We start from the raw sequence: 13,310 nt of genomic DNA on the forward strand, positions 1-13,310 counted from the left end.
TCGTAGGGTTTGACAGCGAAATACGAAGGGCTGGTGACTGTTTGGTCACCAGCCCTTCGTGGCTCGTCGCTAGCGCTCCTCGCACCTCAGGGAGCAAGTGGTCGTGGCGCCGCCCTCGCACCTCAAGGAGGTGGGCTTGGTTTCGATACGGCTCGTCGCAAGCTCCTCGCCTACTCAACCAGCAGCAGGACGGGGCATCGCAGCTCCTCGCCTACTCAACCAGCAGCACGGCGGGGCATCGCAGCGCCTCACCTACTCAACCAGCTGAACGACGGGGCGTCGCAAGCTCCTCGCCTACTCAACCAGCAGCAGGACGGGGCATCGCAGCTCCTCGCCTACTCAACCAGCAGCACGGCGCGGCATCGCAGCGCCTCGCCTACTCAACCAGCAGCACGGCGCGGCATCGCAGCTCCTCGCGTACTCTCAGCAGCAATTACAGTGCGCGGTGCCGGATGTCGATCGGCAGGCCGTCGGCGGGGGTGGGTCCGGTGCCGTAGGTGAGTTCGGGCTTGTAGCCGGCCGGGACGGTCCACTCGAAGCGCTGCAGCATCTGGTGCAGGATCGACTTCACTTCCATGCCACCGAAGTACAGGCCGATGCACTTGTGTGCGCCGCCGCCGAACGGGGCCCAGGCGAAGCGGTGGATCTTGTCCTCGCGACGCTCGGCCGAGAAGCGTTCAGGGTCGAAGTGGGTGGGGTTCGGCCACCATTCCTTGCGGAGCATGGTCGCCCACGGATGGATGGCCAGCAGGGTGCCCTTCGGGATGTAGTGGTCGCAGATCTCGGTGTCCTCGATGGCCATGCGGAACAGCATGCCGACAGGAGCGTTGAGGCGCAGGGTCTCCTTGAAGGCGAGTTCCATGCTGGGGAGCTTGTCGACGTCGTCGTAGTCGATGGTCGGCTTGTTCAGTGCGAGCGACTCTTCCCGCAGACGCTGCTGCCACTCCGGATGGCGGCCGAGGAAGTAGGTCAACATCGACAGCGCGATGGTGGACGTGTCGTGCGCGGCCATCATCACGAAGATCATGTGGTTGACGATGTCCTCGTCGCTGAAGCTCTCCCCCTCTTCGCTCTCGCTGTTGCAGAGGACGGTGAACAGGTCGTCGGCGTCGCTGCCGCGTCGGAGCGGGATCTCGGAGCGGAAGTACTCCTGGAGAACCTCACGCCCGCGGAGACCCTGTGCCCAGGTCCAGTTGCCGACGTCTTTGCGGACCATGGCCTGACCACCGCGGACCGCGGCCTCGAATGCCTTCTCGAGACGGTGTGCCTCGGCCTCGCTCACGTGCGCACCCATGAAGACCTCGGTGGCGAGCGAGAGCGTCAGGTCCTTGGTGTTGGAGTACATGTGGAAGCCCTTGCCCACCTCCCAGTTGGCGAGGGTCTTCTCGATGTGCGGGGTCATGATGTCGAGGTAGCCGTTCAGGCGGGGCCGACTGAAGGCCTGCTGCATGATGCGGCGGTGCTGCATGTGCTCGTCGAAGTCCATGAGCATGACGCCACGACGGAAGAACGGGCCGATCATCGGTTCCCAGCCGAGCTCGCTGGAGAACGCCTTCTTGCGATTCATCCAGACGGCCTCGATGGCGTCGGGGCCGACGAGGGTCACCATGTTCATGCCGAGGGCACCCGACCAGGACACCTGGCCGTACCGCTCGAAGCGGTCCATCGCCGACTGCAGCGGGTCCGCGAGGGCTTGGAGAGTGTTGCCCAGGTACGGAAGACCGGGATCGCCCATGACCGGCTTGAGGCCGGAACCAGCAGGTGGCTCGGCCAGCGGACGCTCTTTGCTCGGGTACATGCTGCTCACCTTGCCGAGCGCGGTTTGCATCTGCTTCTTCCGACTAGCCATGTCCTTGCCACTCCCCGTTGATCCAATGTGCCTTAGGTCACTATGCACCATTGGAACGGAATTTGACAGATGTTTCAAGAGGCGAGTCGTCGCCGGTATCTCAGTTCCCCCGGTACGACGCAGTTTCGACGCCGGTCTTCGAGACCAGGCGCGGTGCGAGCACGCCGAGGCAGACGATCACGACCAGTCCCCAGATCAAGTACGACGACCCGACGACGTGCTGCCACCAGGCCCACGACAGCTCGGCGTCGTAGCGCTGCGGGACGTGCTGATGCGGGGCGTAGGCGAAGATGACCAGTCCGGTGCCGACCAGCCACCACCAGATCTTCGACGCCCCGGCGCGTGCGGCCAGCGCGATCAACACCAGGAGCAGCGGCACGATCCACACCCAGCTGTGGTCCCAGGCGACCGGTGAACAGAACAACCAGGCGAAGGCGACGATCATCACGGCGGCGACCTCGATCGTCTCGTCGCGCCCGTTCTCAGACGCCTCCGACGCGGACAGCAAACGCCACGCCGACCACGCGATGAGCAGTCCGACAACGAGGGCCACGCCGAACCAGACGACCTCCGACTCGATACCGAGGCGCGCCACCTCGCCCTTGACCGACTGGTTGTTGGCGAATTGCGGACTACCGATGCGCTCGGTGTCGAACAGGGTGGACGTCCAGTAGGTGACGGAGTCGTCTGCCGCCAGGAGGTATCCGATGCCGGCATAGGCGACGGCCGACACCGCGCCGACGACGAGCGCACGCCAGTCGCGTCGAAGGAAGAACAGCAGTAGGAAGACCGCCGGGGTGAGCTTGATCGAGATCGCCAGACCGACCAGCAGGCCCCGCCACCAGCGTCCGCGACCGAGCAGGGCGTCGACGATGACGAGGGCCATGAGGACGATGTTGATCTGGCCGAAGTTCAGGGTGTCGCGAACCGGTTCGAGCCATAGGCCGACGGTGGTCGCGGCGGTCGCGAGCCACCAGAGGTCGGTCGACGGGCGATCGGTCAGGTGGGCCATCACAATCCGGCAGACCAGCAGCAGACAGGCAATGGTTGCCGCGGTGAAGAGCGCTTGCCCCAGTCCCAACGGGACGACCGTGAACACGGAGAACAGGGCCGCAGCGAGTGGCGGATAGGTGAAGGGCAGATAGGAGCCGCCGCCGAGCGTCGGGAGTATGCCGTAGAGGTCGCCGCCGTCGAGGAAGACGCGGCCGCCCATGCGGTAGACGTCGAAGTCGATGCGGTAGGGCGCCGGCGGATGGTTCGGGAGGACGAAGATCGCGACCGCCGCACTGACGAGGAAGACGACGAGCATCAGCCTTCGTGCCCAGGCCGAACGGAGATAGCGATCGATCACCGACCGGGGAATGTCCACAACTGTCACGAGCCCTCTCTTCCGAGCGGGATCGTATCGCGGCGGACAGGAGCGTCAGCGGGGGCGGCGGTGACCCCGCTGAGAACTCATGTGCAGGGAACTCAGGCCGCGCCGGATTCCTCGGCGGCGGTTTCCGAGGTGGCTTCGTCGGGATAGCCGTCGAGCATGATCGTGGCGACCGCGCCCAGCGCCTCCTCCCACGCCGCGGTCATCGCCGGCGTCCACGACTCGCCGCCGATCTCGCTCATGGCGGCGATCATGCATTCGGCGACCGCGTTGTACATCGGCCGGGTGACGCCGAGGCTCGCGTGACGCTTGCCGAGGGCGTGCAGATTGGTGGTCAGCCACTCCGCGTCCTCGAGGTGATCGAGGACCGAAACCACCGCGGTGCGCAGCATCTCGGCCTGAACGCGGGTGTCGCGCTGGAACATCGGCTTCACGGCGGGATAGCGCTCGAAGAGGATGTCGTAGAACCGGACGGTGAGACCGGAATCGGGTAGGTCGACGAGGGTCAGGCTTTCTTCCAACAGTTGTTTGTCCATGCGAAGACTCTCCGCGCGCGGCGTTGCATGCGGAATGTCGTGCCGCAAGGGCTGGGTAACGGTGATCTCACAGCGGGCCATCGGGCGTGTGAGATGTTGTGCCGGGCTCACCGACGCTTCCCCGCGTGAGACGAACGATGACCGGGCCACCGCCGGAGGCGACCCGGGGCGGTCGCCGTCGCCAGTTGCCTCGAGGTCGTTCTCATCCGACCCCGAACGACTAGATCCCACGGACCACAGCGACGCCGACTCGAAGGACAAACCCACCACTTTTCGACCGAGATCCGTAACGCGTGTGACTGGTGTTTACTGGTGACCACATTTCGCTTAACGTCGGTGAAAGATATTGTCGTATCGATGTTTTCACCGAAATCAGCATTGTGGAGAAACCTCGACGTCGAACATATGTTCGGGTACATTGGAGTCATGACAGAGCTCGCTTCCCTTCTCGACAAACTTGTCGAGACCAGCCCGCCGCCCGACGATCCTTCCGGGAGAAGAACATTCGATGAACTCGATACCTTGCGACTGCTGCGGAATGTCGTCGATCACATGATCCTCTGTTACACAGCGCAACTCGATCGGTTGAATGTGGCTGAGAGAGCCGGATCCACCACGAAGAAGCTGCTGATCGAGATGGGCTTCCCGCCATCCATGGCTTCTCGGGTGATGCGCGTGCTGACAGGGTGGGGGCAATTGGACCAGTTGATCGGTCACGCCGCGGAAGGCCGACTGTCCGTCGAGGTCGTCGATGCTGTCGTCGGCGGTATCGCACTCATCGAGAAACGCTCCCCTGAAGGCCTCTCCGACGCTGACCGGGCCGGATTCGAGTCCCAGCTCATCAGTCAGGCTCTGTCGGGAGCGACGCCCGCCGAGGTCCAGACCTGCGCCCGACGGATCGGCAACGAAGTCGCCGAGCCCGTGGACACGGGCGTTCTGGCATCCGACGATCGATCGTTGAACACGCTTCATCACAGCGTGACGGACGACTCTCGGATCGACATTCGCGCCAATGTCACCCAGGTGATCGGTGAGAAGTTCGCAGCGATGATCGATGAGCGCGCGGCTCCTCGGCCGGAGCCGGATGGAGCGGACGATCGACGATCGGCGGAGCAGCGTCGGGCCGATGCTCTCGAGCTACTCCTCGACCAAGCAGCTCTCGGTGCGTCTATCGACAGCGCCGGCGCGCCCCGCACCCAGATCGTGCTGACAGTTCCTGCTCACGGCGAAGATCCCGCGGCGCTGCCGTGGACAGGAACGGTCACCCACGCAACCGCGAGACAGCTGGCCTGCGACGGCTCCGTTTCCGAGATCGTCATCGACGCCGAGACCGTGCCACTACAGATGGGCCGCGAGCAGCGCCTGTTCCCGGCCCATCTGAGAAGGGCGATCATCGTCCGCGACGAGTTCTGCATCAAATGCGGTGCACCGCCTTCCCATACGCAGGTGCACCACGTCCAGCACTGGAGCGATGGCGGGGCCACCGACCTCGACAACGGTTGCCTGTTGTGTCAGCGCTGCCATACCCAGGTTCATCACCACGGGTGGGACGTCGTCATGGGATTCGATCGGCATCCGTGGCTCGTGCCGCCCGTCGAGATCGATCCGCAGCGCCGACCCCGCCCTGCCTACAACCGCCGCACCATGCGCCTCGACGACGCCGCATGACAACAGCTTTCGCATAGCACCTTCCGCACCCGACACTTGAGCACCGAGCCGGGACCGCAGTCGTTCTTTGACAAGTCCACAGTGTGAAACACGCCGAGGGACGTGTTCCGTTCCTACTCCAGTGCGCTGAGCAGGAACGGAACACGGGCACCTCACTTGCCGACGTACTCGGCCAGATGCTGCCCCGTCAGCGTCGACCGGTCGGCGACGATGTCGGCCGGCGTTCCCTCGAAGACGATCCGACCGCCGTCGTGGCCGGCGCCCGGGCCCAGGTCGATGATCCAGTCCGCGTGCGCCATGACCGCCTGGTGATGCTCGATGACAATCACCGACTTACCCGAGTCGACGAGTCGGTCGAGCAGTCCGAGAAGTTGTTCCACGTCGGCGAGGTGCAAGCCGGTCGTGGGCTCGTCGAGGATGTACACGTCACCCTTCTCCCCCATGTGCGTCGCCAGCTTCAGACGCTGGCGTTCGCCACCGGACAGCGTCGTGAGCGGCTGACCGACCTTGATGTAGCCGAGGCCGACGTCGACCATGCGGAGGAGGATCTTGTGCGCCGCAGGCAGTTTGGCGTCACCGTCGGCGAAAAAGGCCTCGGCCTGCGCCACCGACATCTCAAGGACCTCGCTGATGTTGCGCCCACCGAGCGTGTACTCGAGCACCTCCGACTGAAAACGCTTGCCCTCGCACACCTCGCATGGGGCCGCAACCCCGGCCATCATCGCGAGGTCGGAGTACACGACGCCGGCACCGTTGCAGTTCGGGCAGGCGCCCTCCGAGTTGGCGCTGAACAGAGCGGGCTTGACCCCGTTGGCCTTGGCGAAGGCCTTGCGGATCGGTTCGAGTAGTCCGGTGTAGGTGGCCGGGTTCGAGCGTCGGGAACCCTTGATCGCGGTCTGATCGATCGAGACCACGCCCTCGGCGTTGGCGACCGACGAGTTGATCAACGAGGACTTGCCCGAACCGGCGACACCGGTGAGTACAACCAGGACGCCGAGCGGGATGTCGACGTCGACGTTCTGCAGGTTGTGCTTGTCTGCGCCGCGGACCTCGAGAGCGCCGCTGGGCGTGCGGACCTCGGCCTTGACCGACGCGCGGTCGTCGAGGTGACGTCCGGTGAGAGTATCGGCGGAACGCAGTTCCTCGACCGTGCCCTCGAAGACGATCTCACCGCCGTCGGTGCCGGCTCGCGGACCGAGGTCGACGACGCGGTCGGCGATGGCGATGACCTCGGGCTTGTGTTCGACGACCAGCACCGTGTTCCCCTTGTCCCGCAGCGCGCGGAGGAGGTCGTTCATGCGCTGGATGTCGTGGGGGTGGAGACCGATCGACGGCTCGTCGAACACGTAGGTGACGTCGGTGAGCGACGATCCGAGATGTCGGATCAGCTTGGTGCGCTGGGCTTCACCGCCGGACAGGGTTCCGGCCGGGCGGTCGAGTGACAGGTAGCCGAGACCGATGTCGACGAAGGCGTCGAGATGTTCGCGGAGCGATTTGATCAGTGGCGCAGCCGGCGGCTCGTCGAGTTCGGCGACCCACTGGGCCAGATCGCTGATCTGCATCGAGCAGGCGTCGGCGATGGAGATGCCGTTGATCTTCGACGACCGGGCCTCGGCGGTGAGTCGGGTCCCCTCGCAGTCCGGGCAGGTCTGGAAGGTGATGGCGCGGTCGACGAAGGCGCGGATATGCGGCTGCATCGCCTCGCGGTCCTTGCTCAGCATCGACTTCTGGATCTTGGGGATCAGACCCTCGAAGGTGACGTTGATGCCATCGACCTTGATCCGTGTCGGCTCCTTGTAAAGCAGGTCGTTGAGTTGCTTCTTGGTGTACTTGGCGATCGGCTTGTCGGGATCGAAGAAGCCGCAGCCGCGATAGATCCGCCCGTACCAGCCGTCCATGGTGTAGCCAGGGATCGTCAGCGCGCCCTCGTTGAGCGACTTGGACGCGTCGTAGAGCGCGGTGAGGTCGAAGTCGGAGACCTCGCCGCGCCCCTCACACCGCGGACACATGCCGCCGGTGATCGAGAAGCTGCGGCGCTCCTTGGTCTTCTGGCCGCCCTTCTCGACGGTGACCGCGCCCGCACCACTGATCGACGCCACGTTGAACGAGAATGCCTGCGGCGAACCGATATGCGGCTTACCCAAGCGGCTGAACAGGATTCGTAGCATCGCGTTCGCGTCGGTGGCGGTGCCGACCGTCGACCGAACGTTGACGCCCATGCGTTCCTGATCGACGATGATCGCCGTCGTGAGACCTTCGAGGACGTCGACGTCGGGCCGGGCCATGGACGGCATGAAGCCCTGCACGAACGCGCTGTAGGTCTCGTTGATGAGGCGCTGGGATTCGGCGGCGATCGTGCTGAAGACCAGAGAACTCTTGCCGGAACCCGACACTCCGGTGAACACCGTGAGCCGACGTTTGGGCAGCTCGACGTCGACGTTCTTGAGGTTGTTCTCGCGGGCCCCGTGTACCCGGATGCGGTCATGGGTGTCGGCGGGATGGGTGTCGTAGTCGGCGACCGGGGCAGACCGGGGCGTCGACTTCGTGCGCGAGGCAGGGCTCATCGTGTCTCCATCACGGCGGCGCGTCTCGGAGCGCAGCCATCGTCTTGTGCGGGCAGGATTTCCGTGGTCGAACTGGTCTGACTCGATCCAACCAGGAGAGTCATCGGTGATTCGGCAACTACCCCGTCGAGCGCTTCGGGTGGCGGCAATCGACCGGCGCCGCACACCTTCAGGCCGCCTGGTCGATGCGGATCAGGTTGCCCGAAGGATCGCGCACCGCGGCGTCGCGGACACCGTAGGGCTGGTCCATCGGCTCCTGGACGATGTCGACGCCGCTGGCCTGGAGCTTCTCGAACAGGCCGTCGAGGTCCTCGGTGGCCAGGGTGAGCGCGCCGTAGCTGCCCTTGGCGATCAGCTCGAGGATGGTCTGGCGTTCGGCATCGGTGATGCCCGGTTCGGCAGCCGGCGGGTACAGCACGATCGACGTGCCCGGCTGATTCGGCGGGCCGACCGTCAGCCATCGCATGCCCTCGTAGCCGACGTCCTTGCGGACTTCGAAGCCGAGGATGTCGCGGTAGAAGCCGAGGGCCGCTTCGCCATCGGTGTGCGGGAGGAATGCGTACTGGATGCTGATGTTCATGAATGTCAGGCTAGGCATCCTCACCCCCGCTGTGCTTCTCGATTCCTGATCGGTCTGGTGATGTTCTTGGCCATGCACGCCGGGATCCCGTCGGTGGCGTCGGCGGACTGCTCGCGATAGACGGTTGGTGGTACCCCGACCAGTTCGGTAAATCGTGTGCTGAACGTACCGAGCGACTGGCAGCCGACCTCGAAACACACTTCGGTGACGCTGAGGTCGCCCCGGCGCAACAGGGTCATCGCGCGCTCGATGCGGCGGGTCATCAGGTAGGAGTACGGCGACTCGCCATAGGTCTGGCGGAACTTCCGGCTCAGATGCCCGGCCGACATGTTGACGCCCCGCGCGAGAGCTTCGACGTCGAGCGGCTGCGCGTACTCACGGTCGATCCGGTCACGGACCTGGCGGAGCAGGATCAGGTCACGCAAACGCTGATCGGAATCAGAACGGGCCACGGGGTTGATCGTAGGCTCCGGATTCGGGTGTGGGCCGGCTATCGGGGACGGTCACCAGGTCTTCGTGGCTCGTCGCTAACGCTCCTCGCACCTCAGACAGCGGAGGGGGCGTCGCGTCCGCGTTCTTTCGGATCAGACACGGAGGGAGCTCAGCCACGGAGAAGTGCTGCGATGTCCGCGCTGATCGCTTCCAGTCGTCCGGCGGCACGGTCGTGCGGGACCTCGCCATCCGCACAATCGAGGACGACTTCGAGGTAGCACTTCAGCTTCGGTTCGGTTCCCGACGGCCGCACGATGACCCGATCGTCGGCGGCCGTGCGCAGCACGAGTGCGTCGGTGGGCGGAAGGTCGGCGGAACCCGCGGCGAGATCGAGGACCTCGACGACTTCGGAACCGGCCAGCGTCTCGATCTGCGTCGAGCGCAACCGGGACATCATCTGTCCGATCTCGGCGAGGTCGTCGACGCGGATCGTCAGTGGAGCCGTTGCGTGGAGGCCGTGGCGTCGTGCGAGGTCGTCGAGCAGATCGGCGAGTGTGCGGCCATCGGTTGCAAGTTCTTCTACGAGGCTGATGACGCGGACCATCGCGGAGATCCCGTCCTTGTCACGCGCGGCCTCCGGGTCGGTGCAGTACCCGATGGCCTCCTCGTAGCCGAACCGTAGATAGGGTGTCCGGGCAATCCATTTGAAGCCGGTGAGGGTCGCGGCGAATCGCAGACCGTGGTGGGCGGCGATCCTCCCCAGAAGTCGGCTCGACACGATCGAGCAGGCCAGTGTGTCGCCGCTGCGGTCGTTGTCGCGGGCAGCCTGTTCGCCCAGCAGCCAGCCGATCTCGTCGCCGGTGAGCTGCCGCCAGCCGTCGCGGGTGGGGGTGGCCACCGAACAGCGGTCGGCGTCCGGGTCGAGGGCGATCAGCACATGCGCGTCGACGTCGCGGGCGAGGTCGAGCGCGCGGTCGAGGGCTCCGGGTTCCTCCGGGTTCGGGAAGGCGACGGTCGGGAAATCCGGGTCCGGGGAGAACTGTTCGTCGACGACGTGGACGTCGGTGACACCCGCGGCGTTCAGCACCGACAGCGCCGTCGCACCGCCCACCCCGTGCATCGGGGTCAGGACGACGCGCACCGGGCTCGGGTCGGTGCCGGGTCGGAGTCCGGCGGCTCGGGCGATATAGGCGTCGACCGTTGCATCATCGAGGGCCATGACGGAGGTTCCGTCGCGGGCGATCTCGTCGGCCGGCGGAGCTGCGTCGATGAAGGCCGCAATCTGTTCGTCGGCGGGCGGGACGATCTGGACGCCACGACCGGCGGCGTCGGTGGCGCGGCCACCGAGGTACACCTTGTAGCCGTTGTCGGCGGGCGGATTGTGCGATGCGGTGATCATCACCCCTGCGTCGCAGTCGAGCGCGCGGGTCGCGTAGGCGGTCACCGGTGTCGGCAGCTGACGTGGAAGCGTCAGGACGGTGAGGCCCTGTGCGGCAAGGACTTCAGCGGTGGCATCGAGAAAGGCATCGGAACCGTACCGGGCATCGCAGCCGACGACGATGTGCGCGTCGGGTCCGACGGTGTCGATGAGGTAGCTGCCGAGGCCGTACGTGGCGCGGGTGACGACCGCGACGTTCATACGGGTCTCCCCTGCCCCGACCTCGCCGCGCAGTCCGGCGGTACCGAAGGTCAGTGGGCCGCGGAATCGGGAGTCGAGATCGGCGGCGGCCGCCGCATCTCCGGATTCGGCCGCCTCGATGAGGCGGGTGAGTTCGGCGCGGGTCGCCGGATCCGGGTCGTGGTCTCGCCAGGTACACGCGGTCTCGATCACCCGCGCGACGCTATCAGTCAGCGAATGCGACGGTGACATTCGACGCGGTCGCCGAGGGGCACTTTGGCCCCCCGCTGGATCTGGGTGTCCATCCCAATGAGGGTGATCTTCTCGGTAGGCACCGGCCGGGTTCGGGGATGGCCACCGATCGTGGCCCGCGGCCCCACTCGGACGCGTTCGTCGAGGATCGACCAGGCGACGGTCGCGCCGGCGCCGATGACGGTGTCACCGAAGATGACCGAGTCGACGACGGTGGCCCCCTTCTCGACGACGACGCCCGGTCCGAGGACGCTGCGTCGAACGGTTCCGCGCACGTGGGCGCCGCTGCTGACGAGGCTGTCCTCGACGACGGCCCCGGCTTCGATACGGGCTGCGGCGCGTTGCGGCTGGTTCGTCAGGACCGGTCGCTCGGCGCGGAAGACGTCGATCTGGCCGTCGATCAGGTCTCGGTGGGCCTGCAGGTAGGTCTCCGGGCGCCCAGCATCGATCCAGTACCCCTGCATCGCGTGCGCGACCGTCTTCCCGCGGTCGATGAACCACGGCACGAGGTGTTCGCCGAAGTCGCCGAGGCCGGTGTCGTCCTTGGCCGTACCCACCGTCGTCTCGCGCGCCAGGCTCTCGAGTCCTTCGATGAGTACCTGCGGGTCGTAGATGAAGATCTCGGTGGCGATCGTGCGGGTCGTCGCCCGGTCGGGTTTGTAGCGGAACTCGCGGACGGTGCCGTCGCGCCGGGAGGTGACGGTGGCGTGCTGGGATGCCTCCTCCAGCGAACAGGTCGTGGTGACGACGGTGCATTCCGCACCGCGGCTGCGGTGGGTGGCGAGCGCGTCGCGGAAGTCGAAGTCGTAGACGTGGTCGGCGCTCATGACGATCACCTCGGCCGGACCGTGTTCGGCGATGCGGTCGCGGATCCGGTAGAGCAGGTCGGCGTTGCCGGTGGCGAAACCGTCCTCGGTCTCGGGTGCGTCGGTCTGCTCGGGCATGACGATCCGCAGCCCGCCGCTGGTGCGGTCGAGGTCCCAGGGGCGCCCACCGGCGACCAGCTGGGTCAACGTCTCCGCCTCGTACTGGACGCACAGCCAGACGTCGTCGACGTGACTGTGGTGCAGGTTGGACAGCGGGAAGTCGATGAGCTGATAGTTCCCCGCGAACGGCAACGCCGGTTTGGCCCGCCGATCGGTCAGCACCTCCATCCGGGAACCACGCCCACCGGCCTGCACGATCGCGAGAACATCAGAGTGCCGCATCAGCCCAGTGTGCCCGAGAACGTGACTCGTACCGGGATGATTGATCCGCGACGAGAAGGGAGAACCCGGTGGAACGAACCGATTGCCTGGTGGTCGGCGGCGGGATCGTGGGTCTGGCCGTGGCCCGTGCGCTGGCGTCGACGGGGCGTGAGGTCATCGTCCTCGAGGCCGCCGACGCGGTCGGTACGCAGACCACGTCGCGGAGTTCGGAGGTCATCCACGCCGGTATCTACTATCCCGAAGGCAGCTTGAAGGCTCGGTTGTGCGTGCAGGGACGCGAACTCCTCACCCGATACTGCGACGAGCACGGCGTTTCGTGGCGTCGTCCCGGAAAGCTGATCGTGGCCACCGACGACGCCCAGACCGACCGGCTCGATGTTCTGCTCCGGCACGGGCACGCGAATGGTGTCGACGACCTGCGACGGATCGGCAGCGTCGAACTCCATGAGTTGGAACCAGACGTGCACGGCGTGGCGGCACTGCTGTCACCGTCGACCGGGATCGTCGACGTCGACGGGGTGGTCCGGGCGCTGCGACGCGACCTCGAGTCCTCTGGTGGCGCAGTGGCGTTGCGCAGCAAGGTGATCGGCGGGCGCGTCGACGGCGGTGGAGTCACCGTCGACACCGCTGAGGGCGGATCGGCGTCGGCGCGTGTTTTTGTGAACTGCGCCGGATTGGGTGCGTGGGACGTTGCCCGCTCCCTGGACGGGTTCGACGCTCCGATCCCACCGCGACACCTGGCGAAGGGCAACTACTTCGGATTGTCCGGTGCCCGATCACCATTCGAGCACCTGGTCTACCCGGTACCTGTCGATGGCGGTCTGGGCGTGCACTTCACCATGGACCTCGCCGGGGCGGCACGGTTCGGGCCCGACGTGGAGTGGTTGGACAGCGGGTCCGACGGCGGGGAGCTCGACTACTCGGTCGACGAGACACGCCTGACCGACTTCGAGACCTCGATCCGCCGCTACTGGCCCGGATTACCCTCGGGGACACTGACTCCCGCGTACGCGGGCATCCGGCCCAAGACCAGCGGCCGGGGCGAGGCGGGCGCCGACTTCGTCATCCACGGGCCGGCCACACACGGCGTCGCCGGGCTGGTCAATCTGTTCGGCATCGAGTCGCCGGGGATCACCTCATGCCTGGCGATCGGTGAGTACGTGGTCGGGTTGTTGGGCTGAGAACGCGGGGCGCTCAGGATCTCCGTACACGCTCACGATTTCCCGCC

The 13,310-nt window shown here is 66.0% G+C and carries 10 protein-coding genes; 2 read left to right on the plus strand and 8 right to left on the minus strand.

Going from position 1 to position 13,310, the window contains the following annotated elements:
* Positions 1 to 433: 433 nt before the first annotated feature.
* The 3 genes from M1L58_RS20155 to M1L58_RS20165 form a co-directional block, all read right to left on the minus strand.
* A complete protein-coding gene (locus tag M1L58_RS20155) occupies positions 434 to 1,849 on the minus strand; it encodes a cytochrome P450 (protein ID WP_248660242.1) in 1,416 nt (471 codons plus the stop codon).
* Positions 1,850 to 1,949: 100 nt separating this feature from the next.
* Positions 1,950 to 3,227, minus strand: coding sequence for a glycosyltransferase 87 family protein (locus M1L58_RS20160; protein ID WP_248660243.1), 1,278 nt, complete (start codon positions 3,225 to 3,227; stop codon positions 1,950 to 1,952).
* 92 nt (positions 3,228 to 3,319) lie between these two features.
* The gene (locus M1L58_RS20165; protein WP_248660244.1) at positions 3,320 to 3,760 is read right to left on the minus strand and encodes a globin domain-containing protein; all 441 of its coding nucleotides are present in this window, start codon (positions 3,758 to 3,760) and stop codon (positions 3,320 to 3,322) included.
* Between the two features lie 405 nt (positions 3,761 to 4,165).
* Between M1L58_RS20165 and M1L58_RS20170 the strand changes: the two genes are divergently transcribed.
* Positions 4,166 to 5,428: an HNH endonuclease gene (locus M1L58_RS20170; RefSeq protein WP_248660251.1), complete on the plus strand. Its 1,263-nt coding sequence runs from the start codon at positions 4,166 to 4,168 to the stop codon at positions 5,426 to 5,428.
* 152 nt (positions 5,429 to 5,580) lie between these two features.
* On the opposite strand, the gene M1L58_RS20175 is transcribed toward M1L58_RS20170, so the two are convergent.
* The 5 genes from M1L58_RS20175 to M1L58_RS20195 all read right to left on the minus strand — a co-directional run bounded on the left by M1L58_RS20175 (position 5,581) and on the right by M1L58_RS20195 (position 12,082).
* Positions 5,581 to 7,992, minus strand: coding sequence for an ATP-binding cassette domain-containing protein (locus M1L58_RS20175; protein ID WP_248660245.1), 2,412 nt, complete (start codon positions 7,990 to 7,992; stop codon positions 5,581 to 5,583).
* Between the two features lie 169 nt (positions 7,993 to 8,161).
* On the minus strand, positions 8,162 to 8,572 hold the full coding sequence (locus M1L58_RS20180; RefSeq protein ID WP_035751617.1) for a VOC family protein: 411 nt from the start codon (positions 8,570 to 8,572) through the stop codon (positions 8,162 to 8,164).
* Between the two features lie 20 nt (positions 8,573 to 8,592).
* A complete protein-coding gene (locus M1L58_RS20185) occupies positions 8,593 to 9,024 on the minus strand; it encodes a helix-turn-helix transcriptional regulator (protein ID WP_232715185.1) in 432 nt (143 codons plus the stop codon).
* 149 nt (positions 9,025 to 9,173) lie between these two features.
* Positions 9,174 to 10,874 (minus strand): phospho-sugar mutase, encoded by a 1,701-nt coding sequence (locus tag M1L58_RS20190; protein WP_248660246.1) that lies wholly within the window; start codon positions 10,872 to 10,874, stop codon positions 9,174 to 9,176.
* Positions 10,853 to 12,082, minus strand: coding sequence for a glucose-1-phosphate adenylyltransferase family protein (locus M1L58_RS20195; protein ID WP_248660247.1), 1,230 nt, complete (start codon positions 12,080 to 12,082; stop codon positions 10,853 to 10,855). The genes M1L58_RS20190 and M1L58_RS20195 overlap by 22 nt, the downstream gene beginning before the upstream one ends.
* 68 nt (positions 12,083 to 12,150) lie before the next feature.
* Here M1L58_RS20195 and M1L58_RS20200 point away from each other — a divergent pair, with 68 nt between their 5' ends.
* Positions 12,151 to 13,263 carry an NAD(P)/FAD-dependent oxidoreductase gene (locus tag M1L58_RS20200; protein WP_248660248.1) on the plus strand — a complete coding sequence of 371 codons (1,113 nt, stop codon included), beginning with the start codon at positions 12,151 to 12,153 and terminating at the stop codon, positions 13,261 to 13,263.
* Positions 13,264 to 13,310 lie beyond the last annotated feature (47 nt).

Source organism: Gordonia sp. C13, assembly GCF_023218005.1.
Lineage (GTDB): Bacteria > Actinomycetota > Actinomycetes > Mycobacteriales > Mycobacteriaceae > Gordonia > Gordonia namibiensis.

Coding starts and splice junctions, on each gene's coding strand:
- M1L58_RS20155 (WP_248660242.1), bottom strand. CDS start 1,849: ATGGCTAGTCGGAAGAAGCAGATGCAAACCGCGCTCGGCAAGGTGAGC.
- M1L58_RS20165 (WP_248660244.1), bottom strand. CDS start 3,760: ATGGACAAACAACTGTTGGAAGAAAGCCTGACCCTCGTCGACCTACCC.
- M1L58_RS20170 (WP_248660251.1), top strand. CDS start 4,166: ATGTTCGGGTACATTGGAGTCATGACAGAGCTCGCTTCCCTTCTCGAC.
- M1L58_RS20175 (WP_248660245.1), bottom strand. CDS start 7,992: ATGAGCCCTGCCTCGCGCACGAAGTCGACGCCCCGGTCTGCCCCGGTC.
- M1L58_RS20180 (WP_035751617.1), bottom strand. CDS start 8,572: ATGAACATCAGCATCCAGTACGCATTCCTCCCGCACACCGATGGCGAA.
- M1L58_RS20190 (WP_248660246.1), bottom strand. CDS start 10,874: ATGTCACCGTCGCATTCGCTGACTGATAGCGTCGCGCGGGTGATCGAG.
- M1L58_RS20195 (WP_248660247.1), bottom strand. CDS start 12,082: ATGCGGCACTCTGATGTTCTCGCGATCGTGCAGGCCGGTGGGCGTGGT.